General features: G+C 69.6%; 17 protein-coding genes. 2 read left to right on the forward strand and 15 right to left on the reverse strand.

What is annotated here, in order from left to right:
• Positions 1–125 precede the first annotated feature (125 nt).
• The 7 genes from dmpG to ACIQBL_RS31880 all read right to left on the reverse strand — a co-directional run bounded on the left by dmpG (position 126) and on the right by ACIQBL_RS31880 (position 5664).
• A complete protein-coding gene (dmpG, locus tag ACIQBL_RS31850) occupies positions 126–1136 on the reverse strand; it encodes a 4-hydroxy-2-oxovalerate aldolase (RefSeq protein WP_401947614.1) in 1011 nt (336 codons plus the stop codon).
• Positions 1133–2083, reverse strand: coding sequence for an acetaldehyde dehydrogenase (acetylating) (locus ACIQBL_RS31855; RefSeq protein ID WP_401947617.1), 951 nt, complete (start codon positions 2081–2083; stop codon positions 1133–1135). The genes dmpG and ACIQBL_RS31855 overlap by 4 nt, the downstream gene beginning before the upstream one ends.
• Positions 2080–2919 (reverse strand): 2-keto-4-pentenoate hydratase, encoded by an 840-nt coding sequence (locus ACIQBL_RS31860; RefSeq protein WP_401947620.1) that lies wholly within the window; start codon positions 2917–2919, stop codon positions 2080–2082. Before ACIQBL_RS31860 ends, ACIQBL_RS31855 begins: the two co-directional genes overlap by 4 nt.
• Positions 2920–3031: 112 nt before the next feature.
• A complete protein-coding gene (locus tag ACIQBL_RS31865; RefSeq protein ID WP_401947622.1) occupies positions 3032–3541 on the reverse strand; it encodes a hypothetical protein in 510 nt (169 codons plus the stop codon).
• Positions 3538–3978, reverse strand: coding sequence for a DM13 domain-containing protein (locus ACIQBL_RS31870; protein ID WP_401947624.1), 441 nt, complete (start codon positions 3976–3978; stop codon positions 3538–3540). The genes ACIQBL_RS31865 and ACIQBL_RS31870 overlap by 4 nt, the downstream gene beginning before the upstream one ends.
• 153 nt (positions 3979–4131) lie before the next feature.
• Positions 4132–4767: a TetR family transcriptional regulator gene (locus tag ACIQBL_RS31875; RefSeq protein ID WP_401947627.1), complete on the reverse strand. Its 636-nt coding sequence runs from the start codon at positions 4765–4767 to the stop codon at positions 4132–4134.
• Between the two features lie 36 nt (positions 4768–4803).
• Positions 4804–5664, reverse strand: coding sequence for an alpha/beta fold hydrolase (locus ACIQBL_RS31880; protein WP_401947630.1), 861 nt, complete (start codon positions 5662–5664; stop codon positions 4804–4806).
• A gap of 168 nt (positions 5665–5832) precedes the next feature.
• Here ACIQBL_RS31880 and ACIQBL_RS31885 point away from each other — a divergent pair, with 168 nt between their 5' ends.
• Entirely contained in the window at positions 5833–6705 is an 873-nt protein-coding gene (locus tag ACIQBL_RS31885) for a VOC family protein (RefSeq protein WP_401947632.1), read from the forward strand.
• A 54-nt stretch (positions 6706–6759) separates the two neighbouring features.
• Here ACIQBL_RS31885 and ACIQBL_RS31890 read toward each other — a convergent pair whose 3' ends face one another.
• Genes ACIQBL_RS31890 through ACIQBL_RS31905 form a run of 4 tightly spaced genes read right to left on the reverse strand, consistent with a single transcriptional unit; the run spans position 6760 to position 9145 of the window.
• Positions 6760–6951 carry a ferredoxin gene (locus tag ACIQBL_RS31890; protein WP_401947635.1) on the reverse strand — a complete coding sequence of 64 codons (192 nt, stop codon included), beginning with the start codon at positions 6949–6951 and terminating at the stop codon, positions 6760–6762.
• Positions 6952–6964: 13 nt separating this feature from the next.
• Positions 6965–7777 carry a mycofactocin-coupled SDR family oxidoreductase gene (locus ACIQBL_RS31895; RefSeq protein ID WP_401947638.1) on the reverse strand — a complete coding sequence of 271 codons (813 nt, stop codon included), beginning with the start codon at positions 7775–7777 and terminating at the stop codon, positions 6965–6967.
• 16 nt (positions 7778–7793) lie between these two features.
• Complete coding sequence (locus ACIQBL_RS31900) at positions 7794–8003, reverse strand: hypothetical protein (protein WP_401947640.1); 210 nt, start codon at positions 8001–8003, stop codon at positions 7794–7796.
• The gene (locus ACIQBL_RS31905; RefSeq protein ID WP_401947643.1) at positions 8000–9145 is read right to left on the reverse strand and encodes an amidohydrolase family protein; all 1146 of its coding nucleotides are present in this window, start codon (positions 9143–9145) and stop codon (positions 8000–8002) included. Before ACIQBL_RS31905 ends, ACIQBL_RS31900 begins: the two co-directional genes overlap by 4 nt.
• Before the next feature lie 180 nt (positions 9146–9325).
• On the opposite strand from ACIQBL_RS31905, the gene ACIQBL_RS31910 reads away from it, so the two are divergent.
• Positions 9326–10189, forward strand: coding sequence for a mycofactocin-coupled SDR family oxidoreductase (locus tag ACIQBL_RS31910; protein ID WP_401947645.1), 864 nt, complete (start codon positions 9326–9328; stop codon positions 10187–10189).
• Positions 10190–10198: 9 nt separating this feature from the next.
• Here ACIQBL_RS31910 and ACIQBL_RS31915 read toward each other — a convergent pair whose 3' ends face one another.
• The 4 genes from ACIQBL_RS31915 to ACIQBL_RS31930 are packed head-to-tail and all read right to left on the reverse strand — an operon-like array spanning position 10199 to position 14326.
• Positions 10199–11179: an NADPH:quinone oxidoreductase family protein gene (locus ACIQBL_RS31915; RefSeq protein ID WP_401947647.1), complete on the reverse strand. Its 981-nt coding sequence runs from the start codon at positions 11177–11179 to the stop codon at positions 10199–10201.
• On the reverse strand, positions 11176–12363 hold the full coding sequence (locus ACIQBL_RS31920; protein WP_401947650.1) for an acyl-CoA dehydrogenase family protein: 1188 nt from the start codon (positions 12361–12363) through the stop codon (positions 11176–11178). Before ACIQBL_RS31920 ends, ACIQBL_RS31915 begins: the two co-directional genes overlap by 4 nt.
• Complete coding sequence (locus tag ACIQBL_RS31925) at positions 12360–13127, reverse strand: SDR family NAD(P)-dependent oxidoreductase (RefSeq protein WP_401947652.1); 768 nt, start codon at positions 13125–13127, stop codon at positions 12360–12362. Before ACIQBL_RS31925 ends, ACIQBL_RS31920 begins: the two co-directional genes overlap by 4 nt.
• Before the next feature lie 50 nt (positions 13128–13177).
• Positions 13178–14326, reverse strand: a complete 1149-nt coding sequence (locus tag ACIQBL_RS31930; protein ID WP_401947655.1) for an acyl-CoA dehydrogenase family protein — start codon at positions 14324–14326, stop codon at positions 13178–13180.
• Between the last annotated feature and the right edge of the window lie 37 nt (positions 14327–14363).

The raw sequence follows: 14363 nt of genomic DNA on the forward strand, positions 1-14363 counted from the left end.
ATCAACGGCTTCGGACGCGGGCCAAGAGGCGTGCACGAGTTTATTGGTACGCCCGGTCCAATCAATACGCGAAAGCGCCGCCCCCCGGCGCACCGGCCGGGAGGCGGCTCTGCGGAATCGCGCGTTCAGCAGCCGCGCGTCAGGTCCAGCGCGATGTCGACGATCATGTCCTCCTGGCCGCCGACCAGCCCCCGCCTGCCGACCTCCTGAAGGATGGTGCGCGCGTCGAGGCCGTACTGTCCTGCCGCTGTCTCGGCGTGCCGCAGGAAGCTGGAGTAGGCGCCCGCGTAGCCGAGGGTGAGGGTCTCCCGGTCGACGCGCACCGGGCGGTCCTGGAGCGGGCGGACCAGGTCGTCGGCGGCGTCCTGGAGCGCGAACAGGTCGCAACCGTGCTCCCAGCCAAGGAGGTTGGCGACGGCGACGAACGGTTCGACGGGGCAGTTGCCCGCGCCCGCGCCCTGTCCCGCCAGGGACGCGTCCACCCGGGTCACGCCCTCTTCCACCGCCGTGACGGAGTTGGCGACCGAAAGGGAGAGGTTCTCGTGCGCGTGGATGCCGATCTGGGTGTCCGGGTCGAGTACGTCCCGGTAGGCGCGGATGCGGTCGCGTACGCCGTCCATGGTGAGCCGGCCGCCGGAGTCGGTGACGTAGACGCAGTGGGCGCCGTAGGACTCCATCAGCCGTGCCTGGCGGGCGAGTTCGGCGGGGTCGGTCATGTGGGCCATCATCAGGAAGCCGGAGACGTCCATGCCGAGTTCGCGGGCGGTGGCGATGTGCTGGGCCGCCACGTCGGCCTCGGTGCAGTGGGTGGCGACGCGGACCGAGCGGACGCCGAGGGAGTACGCCTGCTTGAGTTCGGCGATGGTGCCGATGCCGGGCAGCAGCAGGGACGTCAGGGTCGCCCGGTGGATGGCGCCGGCGGCGGCCTCGATCCACTCCCAGTCGGTGTTGCTGCCGGGGCCGTAGTTGAGGCTGCCGCCGGCCAGGCCGTCGCCGTGGGCGACCTCGATGGCGTCCACGCCCGCCTGGTCCAGGGCCGCGCTGATGGCGGCCACCTTCTCGGGCGTGATCCGGTGCCGGATGGCGTGCATGCCGTCCCGGAGGGTGACGTCCTGCACATAGAGCCTGGGGGTCACCGGGTCACCTCGCTGGAGAAGCGCTCGGCGATGCGCTCGGCGACCCGCAGGGCTGCCGAGGTCATGATGTCGAGGTTGCCGGCGTAGGCGGGCAAGTAGTGGGCGGCGCCCTCCACTTCGAGGAAGACGGAGACCTTCGTGGTCACCTCGGAGACGTCGCCGGTGAAGAGTGTGTGGACCGGGTCGCCGGCCGGGATCGGGGTGAACTGCACCTGCTGCTTGAGCCGGTAGCCGGGCACGTACTCGGCGACCGCGTCCACCATGCCCTCGACGGAGGCCCGGATCGTCTCGTGGTCGGCGTCGCCGATCAGGCAGTACACGGTGTCCCGCATGATCAGCGGCGGTTCGGCCGGGTTGAGCACGATGATCGCCTTGCCGCGCTGGGCGCCGCCCACCTTCTCGATGGCGGCGGAGGTGGTCTCGGTGAACTCGTCGATGTTGGCGCGGGTTCCGGGTCCGGCCGACTTCGAGGCGATCGAGGCGACGATCTCGGCGTAGGGCACCGGTGTGATCCGGCTGACCGCGTGCACGATCGGGATGGTGGCCTGGCCGCCGCAGGTGACCAGGTTGAGGTTGTCGACATCGTTGGCGAGATGCTCGTCCAGGTTCACCGGCGGTACGACGTACGGGCCGATGGCGGCGGGAGTGAGGTCGACGAGCCGTTTGCCGTACGGGGCGAGGCACTTGGCGTTCTCGACGTGCGCCTTGGCGGACGTGGCGTCGAAGACGATCCGGATGTCGTCGAAGCCGTCCATCCGGATCAGGCCGTCCACGCCCTCGTGGGTGGTGGGCACCTTCAGGCGGGCGGCGCGGGCGAGGCCGTCGGAGTCCGGGTCGATGCCCACCATGGCCGCCAACTCCAGGGTGTCGGACAGCCGTAGCACCTTGATCATCAGGTCGGTTCCGATGTTGCCGGAGCCGATGACGGCCACCTTGGTCTTCGTCATCCCTCTTCCTTCGCTGGGTTCGATGAGAACGTCGCGGTGACCGGCCCGAGGCCTGTCATCTCGGCCCGTACGGCGACTCCTGGCGGGGTGGGGACGAGCGGACCGAGTGCGCCCGAGAGCACGACCTGTCCGGCCCGCAGCGGATCGCCGAACTCCCGGGCCGTGCGCGCCAGCCACAGCAGTGCGGCGAGGGGATCGCCGAGGCAGGCCGTGCCGTCGCCCTCGGACGCGAGCTTCCCGTCGGCGTAGAGCCGCATCGACACGTCCCGGGGTTCGAACGCCTTCAACTCGACGCGCTCGCCGCCGAGTACGAACAACCCGCTCGACGCGTTGTCGGCGACCGTGTCGGTGATCGCGATGTCCCAGTCGGCGACCCGGCTGTCGACGATCTCCAGCGCGGCGACCGCGTAGGCGACGGCGGACCGGACCCGCTCGATGTCCAGCTCGTCGTCGTCGAGGTCGGCGGCGAGGACGAACGCGATCTCCGCCTCGACGCGGGGCTGCAGCAGCCGTTCGCTGGGCACGGCCGGCAGCGCGCTGACGTCCATGTCGGCGAGGAGCACCCCGAAGTCGGGCCGGTCGACGCCGACTTGACGCTGCACCGACTCGGAGGTCAGCCCGATCTTCCGGCCGACGACCCGTGCTCCGGCGGCGATCCGGTCGGCCATGACGCGCTGTTGGACGGCGTAGGCGAGGCCGATGTCCGTCGCGCCGAGCAAATCCCGTACGGGGGCGCACGGTTGGTGGTCACGGGCGGCACGGGTGAGTCGTACGACCGCCTCGGCCACCGCCGCCTCTCGGTCCGCCGCGGACCTCGGTTCCCCAACGTCTGTCATTCGCATCCTCAGCTCGTGATGGTCTCCAGCCTGGGCATCGGTGCCCGATCACGGTCGCGCGGGTTCCGCTCACCGGGACTTGAGCGGGGGGACGAGGGGCCGGTTCTCCACGTCAGAGCCAGCGACGGAACGGCTCCTGGAACACCACCACGTTCGGACGTTTCCGGCCTACCACCCTTTCCGCGAGGGTCGTCAGGGAAAAGCGTGCGGCCGGCAGCGGCCACGCCACGACAACCATCGAGAGGGCGGCCATTATCGGATACTCCGTGATGAGCTGATCCGCGCTCCAATACGTCAGCAGTGTGAAAGCGGACAGCAGAGACGCCGGCAGGGACAGGATTCCCACGATGAGGACGACGCCCAGCGATGTCTCCAGAAGGGGCATCGCGAAGCCGAAGAAATGCGGCCATCCCGCGAGAGCGAAATCCGAGAAGCTTTTGAAGAAGCCCGGAACCCTGCTGTTCGACTTCGCACTGTTGGCCACCAGCAGAATGTCCGCCGCACCGAAGTGCGCCCGGTATTTCAATGTCCCCTCATGCAGCCACAGGACACCGAGGGTGACTCTGAGCGCGCCGGCGAGGGCCGCCGCGCTCAGGGTCGGGCGCGAGAGGGGCGTCCTCATGACAGTTTCGCGGCGCCGAATACCGCCTTAGCCTTGTCGCAGTGGATGACCACGGTGCTGTAGGCGGACGCGTCGGCACCGTTGAGTGCGAACGTCTGCGACTTCGCGTCGTACTTGACGGCTCCGAGCTGCTTCCCCGCCGACACGGCGGCCTCATCCGTACCGTTGGTGAGGTAGACGTGCAGGTCCGGGCCCTCGTCGGACGAGAAGCCCGAAAGCATGACGCCCGAACCGCTCACCTGTGCGGAGCCGACCACCTTCTTGCCGTTGAGCCCCGCGAACATGCCCGTCCTGTCCGCCGCCCGCGCCGCCGGCTGCGAGGCCGACATGGAGGCCGCCGCCTTCGAGGAGGAGTCCTTGCTGTCGGACCCGCTGCACGCCGTGAGCGCGAAGGAAACAGCGATGAGAGCCACGCCGGCAAATCCGATTTTCCGCATGCCGAATCTTCCTCTTCTTGGTTCCAGTGGAATCGGCGGCAATAGGAACGGGCTGCCGCCGACGGAACCAACCTACCTACGGAATGCGGGAAGATACCCGGCTGCCGGGGGGACGTAAGAAATGCATCACATTTGTTTGCGGGTCCCGGTCGACTACGGCGTGAGGAGCAGCCGTGCGGCCAGCCGCATGTTGGTCTCCGCCTCCTCGGTGGAGATCTCCTCGGTGAGCATGGCCACGAACAGCCCCCACCACCCGTAGATGAGCAGCCGCGCCCTGCTGCGGTCGGTCTCGGAGGCCTCGCGCACGCCGAGCAGGCGCAGGATGGCCTGTCCCAGGGCGCTGTCGACGATGTCGATGCGAGTCGGAACGGCGGTCGCGTACTCGGTGAACGACGACAGCGCGACCGCCGAGGCGAGCAGGGGGCTGTCCAGCAGCTTCACGCTGAGCGCGATGAGGAGTTCGGCGACCTCGGCGGCGGCGTCCGTGCCCCCACTCCCGTGCTCACGGCCGTGCTCGTCCCCGTCCTCACGGACGTTCTCGTGGCCGCCGAGGAACTGCTCGATGTGCCACTCCAGGACGGCCATGAACAGGTACGGCTTGGAGGGAAAGTAGCGGTACAGGGTGGCGATGGCGACGCCGGCCTCCTTGGCCACGTCGTGCATCTGCACGCTGGCGAGGCCTTCGCGGGCGCCGAGTTCGGAGGCCGCGCGAAGGATGCGGACGCGGCGGGCGATCTGGCCGCGGGAGACCGGGGCCGCCGGTTGCCGTCCCTCAGCGGGTCTCGCCACGCCGTCCCCCATGTCGTCCGGTGCTCCCGCCGACGCTCAGGATGCCTCGGGGCGGGTCAGGAAGGCCAGGACCGTGCTCTCCCAGGCCTCCTTCTGCTCGATCATCGCCCAGTGTCCGCAGTCGGGCAGCACATGCAGCTCGGCCTGGGGAATCGTACGCATCGGGATCAGCGCGCTCTCCAGCGGTGTGACCCGGTCGTCGCGGCCCCAGGTCAGCAGCGTGGGCGCGGTGATCTTGTGCAGGGCGGCCCAGACGGGCTGGTCGGAGTGCGCCTGCGCGGCCTGCATGGCGGCCATGGCCTGGCGGCCGTAGATCCGGCGGGATGCCTCCAGGGTCGCGGGCTCGGTGGCGGTCCGCCAGCGTTCCTCGATGAGTTCCTCGGTAAGAAGGGCCGGGTTGTGGACCATCGACCGCAGCCACTGGACGAGGTTCTCGCGGGTCGGGTTCTCGGCGAACTCGACCAGCAGGTTGAGGCCTTCGCTGGGGCCCGGCGAGAGGATGTTGCGGCCGACGCCGCCGATGGTGACGACCCGGCGGAACAGGTCCTTGTGCGCCACGGCGAGACCGGCCGCGACGAAACCGCCCATGGAGTTGCCGATGACGTCGACGCGGTCGAGGCCGAGGCCGTCGAGGAAACGCAGGACGGCCTTGGGCGCCGCCATCATGGGGTTCTCGTCGGTGGGGTCGCTCACCCCGAACCCGGGGAATTCCAGGACCAGGCAGCGGAAGTGCTGCGCGAACACGGGGAGATTTCCCCGGTAGTTGCGCCAGCCCGTCACACCGGGACCGGAGCCGTGCAGCAGGAGCAGGGGCGGCCCGTCGCCTGCCTCGTGGTAGCGCAACGTGCCCTCGTCGGTGCGCAGTTCGCGCAGGGTGCCCTCAGCGGTGAGTGTCATGACGGTGCGTGGCCTCCGGTCGCGGGGTGACAGGCGTCAGCCACCGTGCCATCGGGCCGCGCCGCGGTGCCCGACTCCTCCCGATCAGTGGGACGTTCGCGGCCCCCGGTCCGCCGGGCTGACTAGCGTCTGGCTGCCAGGACCTGACCACGGTGATGGGAGAACCTGATGGGTGTGCGCTCACTCGGGTATGTACGGCTGGAGTCCAGTGACATCGAGAAATGGAAGGTGTTCGGGGCGGATTTCCTCGGCCTGATGCCAGTTGAGGGCGGCGACCCGGAGTCCCTGTACTTCAGGATGGACGACCACCCCGCCCGCATCGTGGTCTCCCCCGGCTCGCAGAACGGGATGACCGCCCTCGGCTTCGAGGTGATCGACGAGCGGGAACTGGCGAGGCTGGTCGCCGACGTCGAGAAGACCGGCATCAAGGTGACCGCCGGCACCGAGGACGAGGCCGCGGAACGCAGGGTCACCGGCTTCGTCAGGTTCAACGACCCGGGCGGCAACCCGGTCGAGCTGTTCTACGGCGCGATCCTCGACCACGTTCCGGTGCACACGCCCCTGGTGTCAGGGTTCCTGACCGGCGACATGGGCTTCGGACACGCGATCGTCTCCGCCGAGGACGCGCGGGGCACCTTCGACTTCTACGTCAACGTCCTCGGCTTCATCGAGCGCAACACGATGCGCTCACCGGGCGGCACGACCTGGTTCATGGGCTGCAACCCCCGCCACCACACCCTGGGCGTCACCCCGGCACCCGGCCCCGGACGGCTGCTGCACTTCATGGTCGAGGGCAGGACGCTGGACGACGTGGGCCGCGCCCTGGACCGGGCCGCCAAGCTCGAAGTCCCGATGATGCACTCGCTGGGCAAGCACACCAACGACCACATGGTGTCCTTCTACGTGTGGTCGCCGGAGAACTACGCCGTCGAGTTCGGCTGGAACGGCCTCCAGGTACCGGAGCCGGTCCCCGTCTACGAGATCACCGACGGCGCGTTCTGGGGCCACCACTTCACGCCGCCGCCGCAGCCCGCCGGCTGAACCCGGCCCACACGAGAGGAGCCCCACGGTCCACGGCCGTGGGGCTCCTCCGCGTCACCGCTCGACGGTGATGGCCCGCTCAGGGCAGGCCAACTCCCCGTCTCTTGCCGCCTGTTCCAGCTCGGGAGGCAACTCGCCGTCGAAGGGCAGCGCATAGCCGTCGTCGTCGAGCCGGAACACCTCCGGCGCCGCCGCCGCGCACCTCGCGTGCCCGGAGCACAGCGAGGAGTCAATCGTGATCTTCATTCACCACTCCGTTCTACGGCTTGTTCGTCGAGCCGGCGTCGACGGTGAACTGGAGTCCCGTGACGTACCGTGCCTCGTCCGAGGCGAGGAACAGGACGGCGTTCGACACGTCGCGCGGCTCGACGTAGGGGGCGAGGGGGTTCATCGCGGCCAGCGCGAACAGCGGTTCCCTCGCGGCGAGTTCCTCGATCGGGACGCCGACGGTGATGCCCGTGTCGCTGACACCGGTGGGGTGGACGGTGTTCACCCGGATGCGGTGCGGGGCGAGTTCGTTGGAGAGCGCCTTCATCAGCCCGACCACGCCGTGCTTGCTGGCCACGTAGTGGGCGTACGGCACATGGCCGCGGATACCGGCGGCCGAACTGGTGATGATGACGGAACCGCCCTGTCCGGCCTCGATCATCCAGGGGATCGCGGCCCGGACCGTGTTCCAGGGCCCCTTGAGGTTGACGTCCATGACGACGTCCCAGGCCTCCTCGGAGAGTTCCCAGGCGGCGCCGATACTCATCACGCCGGCGTTCGCCACGACCGTGTCGAGCCGCCCGAACTCCTCCCGGGCCGCGTCGACGGCGACCCGCGACTCCACCACCGAGCGGACGTCGGCCTGGACGGCGACGCACCGGCGGCCCGTCGCTCTCACCAACTCCGCGGTCTCTTCGAGCTGTTCCTTCGACGCCAACGAGTAGGGCAGCTCATCGCTGATGTCGTGGCACACGTCGGTGACGACGACATCGGCTCCCTCCTCCGCCAGCCGCACCGCGTGCGAGCGGCCCTGACCACGGGCCGCTCCCGTGACGAGCGCGACCTTTCCTTCCACACGCCCCATGCCAACTCCCGTCGCCTCAGCGGACATTCAGATCCTCGGCGGCCTCGCGCAGGGCACGCAGCCGCGTGCCGAGGAGTTCGCGCTCGGCCTCGTCGCCCGCGCCCAGTTCGGCCAGACGTCGGTCGGTGAGGGCGATCTCCTCCTGGAGGCGGCCGTACGCCTCGTCGCGGGTCAGCAGGTCGAGATCGGTCCAGTCGGACCGCTCGGACTCCGGGCGCCTGCTCATACGGGGAGGTTGTAGAGGCGGCGGGTGTTCAGCTCCACGATCTTGTGCACCTCGTCGTCCGGTACGTCGGCGAGGACCTCGGCCGCGTAGGCGCGGCTCTTGGGCCAATAGGAGTCGGAGTGCGGGTAGTCGCACTCCCAGGTGATCTTGTCGACGCCGATGTGGTGGCGCACGTCCACGCCGAACCGGTCGTCGATGAAGCAGCCGTGCATGTGCCGGTGGAACAGCTCGGAGGGCCGCACGGTCTGGTTGACGTTCTGGTAGAAGCGGTGCCGCTCCCACGTGCCGTCGATCCGCTCCAGCAGGTACGGGATCCAGCCGATCCCGCCCTCGGACAGCCCCACCTTGAGGTCGGGATGCTTGTGGAACACCGGGGAGAACAGCAGGTCGGCGGTGGCGTACATGGAGTTGCAGCCGAACAGGGCGATCGTGACCGCGAAGGGTGCCTCCGGGGCGGTCTTCGGAGCCGCGCCCGAGGTGCCGAAGTGCAGGCACAGGGGCATCCCGGTCTCCTCGGCCGCCGTGAACACCGGGTCCCAGTGGTCGGTGTGGAACGACGGCAGGCCCAGCGGGACCGGGTTCTCCGGGAACGAGATCGCCTTGGCGCCCTTGGCCGCCGTGCGCCGGATCTCGGCCGCGCAGGCGTCGACGTCCCACAGCGGCAGGATGACCAGCGGGATGAGCCGGCCGGGGGCGGTGGCGCACCACTCGTCGAGCACGAAGTCGTTCCACGCCTGCACGCACAGCAGGGCGAGTCGGCGGTCCTGGCCGTCCAGGAACACCGTGCCGGCGAAGCGCGGGAACGACGGGAAGCACAGCGCGCCCCACACGCCGTCCAGGTCCATGTCGCGCAGCCGGGCCTTCGGGTCGTAGCAGCCCGGGATCATCTCGTCGTAGCGGGTCGGTTCGAGGCCGAACTCCTCGGGCGACTTGCCCGCCACGGCGTTCAGGCCGATGTAGGGGTAGATGCGGCCCTCGTAGTTCCACACCTCGGCCGGGGCCTCGCCCTCGCCGCGCGCCTGCTCGACGATCCTCGGCCCGACATCGCGGTACTTCGTCGGCAGGCGGTCCGTCCACAGGCGCGGTGGCTCGATGAGGTGGTCGTCGGTCGACAGCAACTTCATCCATGGCTGCAATGGCATCGATGTGCTCCCTCGATCTCATGGACTCTCTAGCACCGGCCGAATTCTGTGCACTGTTCAGGTCCCACTGAACGGAAACCGGCCAGCCGTCAGTGGACTTGAGGCCGATCATGGATCACGAACATCCTCTTCGGACACCATTAAGGCTACTCTTTTATTTCCGGCGGAAGGAGTCCCACGATGGGCCGAGTACAGGACAAGGTCGTCTTCATCACCGGAGCCGCGCGTGGGCAGGGCCGCTCCCACGCGCTGCGGCTCGCCGCGGAGGGCGCCGACATCATCGCCGTCGACCTGTGCGAGGACATCGCCACCAACGCGTACCCGCTGGCCACTCAGGACGACCTGGACGAGACCGTGCGCCAGGTCGAGAAGCTCGGCCGACGCATCGTGGCACGCAAGGCGGACGTACGCGATCCAGCTGCGCTGAAGGCCGCCGTGGCCGACGGGGTGGCCGAGTTGGGGCGGCTCGACGCCGTCGTCGCCCAGGCCGGTATCGCCCCGCTGGGTCCCCAGCAGGGCGTCCAGGCCTTCGTCGACGCCGTCACCGTCGACTTCAACGGCGTCGTGCACGCCGTCGAGGCCGCTCTTCCCCATCTGCCGGACGGTGGCTCGATCGTGGCGACCGGGTCCATCGCGGCGCTGACCCCGGCGACCGTGGACAACCCGTCCAACGGCCCGGGCGGTCTCGGCTACTCCTTCGCCAAGCGCCAAGTGGCCGCCTTCGTCCACGACTTGGCGACCGTCCTGCTGTCCCGGCGGATCCGGGTCAACGCGCTGCACCCGACCAATGTCAACACGGACATGCTCAACAGCGACATCATGTACCGGTCGTTCCGGCCCGACCTCGACAACCCGACCCGCGCGGACGCGCTGGTCTCGTTCCCCGCGACGACCGGTATGGACATCCCCTACGTCGAGCCGGAGGACGTCTCCGACATGGTCCTCTTCCTGGTCTCCGACGAGTCCCGCTATGTCACCGGCATGCAGATGCGGGTGGACGCCGGCGGCTATGTCCGCAAGCGCCCTCAACTCCCCACGTTCTGAGGTTCCTTGCTACGCGCTGAGGTCCAGGACCACCTTGCCCGTGGTCCTGCGTTCGGCCACGTGGGTCAGGGCGGTCGCGACTTCGGCGAGGGCGTGGACGCGGGAGACGAGCGGGCGCATCCCGTCCCGGACCATCCCGGCGAGGGCACGGTCGGCGGCGGCCACCGCGTCCGGGGCGTACTGGCGCACCGTACGGATCTCGAAGCCCCGCACGACCAGGTCCTTGAGCAGCACCAGGTTCAACGGAATCCGCGGGATCTTCCCGTCGGCGTATCCGACCGTGACGAACCGGCCGCCCCGGCGCAGCGCCCGCAGAGCGGCCTCCGCATGGTCGCCGCCCACCGGGTCGATCACGAGGTGGACACCCTCGCCGCCGGTCAACTCCCTTGTGCGGAGCTTGAGATCCTCGTGGACGTAGTCGACGCCGGCCTCGGCGCCCAGCTTGCGGGCGACGGTCAGCCGCTCCTGGCTCGACGCGGCGGCGACCACCCGCATACCGAGCCGCGTCGCGATGTCGACCGCCGCCGAACCGACCCCGCCCGCCGCGCCGAGCACGGCCACCCACTCCCCCGCACTGCCCTGTCCGACGGTGACGAGGGAGTGGTAGGCGGTGGCGTAGGTGACGTGGAAGGCGGCGGCGTGCACCATGTCCAGGCCCTCGGGGACGTGGCGCAATGTCGCCGCGGGCACCACGACCTGCTCGGCGAAGGCACCGGTGAGTACCGCCCCGGCGACGGGTGAGCCGACGGGCGGCCCGGCGACACCCGGCCCCAACTCGGCGACCACACCGGCGAATTCACTGCCGGGCGTGAACGGCAGGGGCGCGGGCACCTGGTAGCGGTTCGCCACGATCAGTACGTCCGGGAAGTTGACGGCCGCCGCGTGCACGCGGACCAGCACCTCGCCCGGACCGGGGTGGAGGTCGTCGAGCTCGGCGACCGTGAGGCCGCCGGGCGGCCCGTACTCCGTGCAGCGTGCGGCCCTCATCATGTCCTTCCCCCGGTCGTGGGCATCGCCGGGTCTCGGGGCAGGCCGAGTACCTGTTCGGCGATCGTGTTGCGCTGGATCTCGGCGGTGCCCGCTCCGATCGACGAGGCCCGGGTGCGCAGGAACCCCCATACCCAGCGCCCGCGTTGGACGGCGTGAGGGTCGTGGCGGCCGAGCATTCCGTACGGTCCCAGCAGGTCGACCGCGAACTCGTGCAGCTCCTGCTCGAAGGTGACGATGAACAGGCGTGCCGTCGAAGAGGCGGGCCCCGGTTCGCCCTTGGCCATGATGTCGGCGATGGTCCGCATGCCGGTGAGCCGCATGACGCGCACCCGGATCTCGAAGTCCGCGAGCCGGTCGCGGACGATCGGGTCGGCCGTGGCCCCGCGCTCGTGGGCGAGTGCGATCAACTCGTCCAACACCCGCCGGTACAGGGCGGCTTGGTTCATCGCCCCGGCCGCCCGCTCGTGCCCCAGGCTCGTCCGGACCAGCGGCCAGCCGCCGTTCTCCTCGCCGATGCGGTGGGCGACCGGTACGCGGACGTCGTCGAAGAAGATCTCGCAGAAGTGCGTGTCCCCGGTCAGGTCGCGCAGCGGCCGTACGGTCACTCCGGGGGCGTGTGCGTCGATCAGCAGGTAACTGATGCCGTCCTGGCGGGAGTCGGGCGGTCCGGTGCGGACGAGGGTGAAGACGATGTCGGCGATGTCGGCCGAACTGTTCCACACCTTCTGCCCGTTGACGACGTACTCCGCGCCTGCGCGCCGTGCCGTCGTGCGCAGCGCGGGAAGGTCCGAGCCCGCCTCCGGTTCGGAGTAGCCCTGGGCCCACACCGTGTCGCCGCGCAGCATGGGTCGCAGGTGACACTCCTTCTGTTCGGGTGTGCCGTACTTGATGAGGGTGGGGGCGGCGATGCCCAGTCCGGTGCCCAGCGGGCCGGGAACGCGGGCGCGGGCGTACTCCTCCTGGTAGACGACCTGGCGTGCGAAGGACAGGTCCATGCCGCCGTACTCGCGCGGCCAACTCGGGCCCGCGTAACCGGCGTCGTACAGCGTGGCCAGCCATTTCTTCTGCCAGGCGACCCGCTCAACGGGGTCCTTGGGGCGACGGCCGGGGTGCTGCTCCGTCAGGAAGGCCCGCAGACGGGCGCGGAACCGCTCGTCGGTCTCGTCGGTCTCGTCCACCGTCATCGCGGGGCCATGCGGATGGCGCCGTCGAGCCGGACGGTCTGGCCGTTGAGGTAGGGGTTCTCCAGCATCTCCACGGCAAGGCGGGCGAAGTCGTCCGGGTCACCGAGTCGTTTGGGGTGCGGTACGGAGGCGGCGAGGCCGTCGCGGATGTCGGCGCGCAGACGGCCGAGCATCGGGGTGTCCATGATGCCGGGCGCGATGGTGTTCACCCGGATCTGCCAACTGGCCAGGTCGCGGGCGGCGACGAGGGTGATGCCGTGGACTCCGGCCTTGGCGGCGGTGTAGGAGGTCTGCCCGATCTGGCCGTCGAACGCGGCGACCGACGCGGTGAGCACTACGGCGCCGCGGTCGCCGTCGACGACGTCGTTGCCGGCGAGGCGGGCGGCGGCGAGACGCAGCACGTTGTAGGTGCCGATCAGGTTGACGCGTATGACCTCGGCGAACGTGTCGAGTTCGCCGGGGTTGCGGTCGCGGTCGATGATCCGGGTGCGGTCGCCGCCGCGTCCGGCGCAGTGCACGACGCAGCGCAGGGTGCCGAGTTGCTGTGCCGCGTCGAGGGCGGCGGAGACCTCGGTCGCGTCGGTGACGTCCGTACGGACGAAGCGTGCGGCCTCGCCGAGGTCGGCGACGGCCTTGACGCCCTGCTCCTCGGAGATGTCGGCGAGGACGACACGTCCGCCGCGTTCGACGACGCGCCGCGCGGTGGCCAGGCCGAGCCCGGAGGCACCGCCGGTGACGAGTGCCGCTGAACCGTCGATGTTCACACCCAACTCCTCATGGTCTGCGGGGCTTCAAAGGCGTGTTCTGCAGGGTCTCAAAGGCCCAGGGACTTGCTGATGATGAGCTTCATGACCTCGCTGGTGCCGCCGTAGATGCGGCTCACGCGGGCGTCCGCGTACAGGCGGGCGATCGGGGATTCGAGGATGTAGCCGTAGCCGCCGTGCAGTTGGAGACAGCGGTCGACGACACGTCCCTGTGTCTCGGTGCAGAACAGCTTGGTCCGGGCCGCGTCCACGGGGTCCAGTCCGCCCGCGACGTGCGCGGTGACCGCCGCGTCGAGCAGGGCCTGGGCTGCGGTCAACTCCGCGTCCAGGGCGGCGAGTTCGAACTTCGTGTTCTGGAACTGGGCCAGTGGTCTTCCGAACACGGTCCGGTCGCGGACGTAGGCGACGGTCAGGTCGATCGCGGTGCGGGCCTGGGCGACCGCGCCGACGGCGATGGCGAGGCGTTCCTGGGCGAGGTTGCGGCCGAGGAGGGTGAAGGCGGCGCCTTCCGAGCCGAGGACGTTGGCGGCGGGCACGCGGACGTCGGTGAAGGAGAGTTCCACGGTGTCCTGGACGGCAAGACCGATCTTCTCCAGCTTGCGCCCGACCGTGAAGCCGGGCATGCCCTTCTCCGCCACGAGGAGGGAGAGGCCGGCTCGCCTGTTCTCCGGGTCAACAGTGGTGCGGGCGACCACGATCACCAGGTCCGCGTGATGGCCGCCGGTGATGAAGGTCTTGGACCCGTTCAGCACGAAGTGGTCGCCGTCGCGGATCGCCCGGGTGGTGATGCCGGCGAGGTCGGAGCCGGTGGCGGGCTCGCTCATCGCGATCGCGGTGTACAGCTCACCCGAGGCCAACCCCGGGAGCCAGCGCGCCCGTTGCCCGGTATCGGCCAGGCCCGTGAAGTACGGGACGACGACGTCCAGATGGGTGCGCAGGCCGCCGAGTGTGACGCAGGCGCGTGCGCACTCCTCCTGGATCACCACGTTGTAGCGGTAGTCGTCCTGGCCTCCCCCGCCGTACTCCTCCGGGATAGCGGTGCCGATGATGCCGAGCTTGCCCAGCGCGGTGAACAGGTCGCGGGGGACGAGTCCGGCCCGTCGCCAGTCCTCGTACGAGGGGACGACCTCACGGGCGATGAAGTCACGGACCAGCAGACGGAAGTCCTCATGGGTCTCTTCGAACAGGGTCCGGCGCATCGGAACTCCTTCGGCTCGACCAATTCAGTATACCTAA

The organism is Streptomyces sp. NPDC088350 (genome assembly GCF_044753545.1).
In the GTDB taxonomy this organism is placed as follows: domain Bacteria; phylum Actinomycetota; class Actinomycetes; order Streptomycetales; family Streptomycetaceae; genus Streptomyces.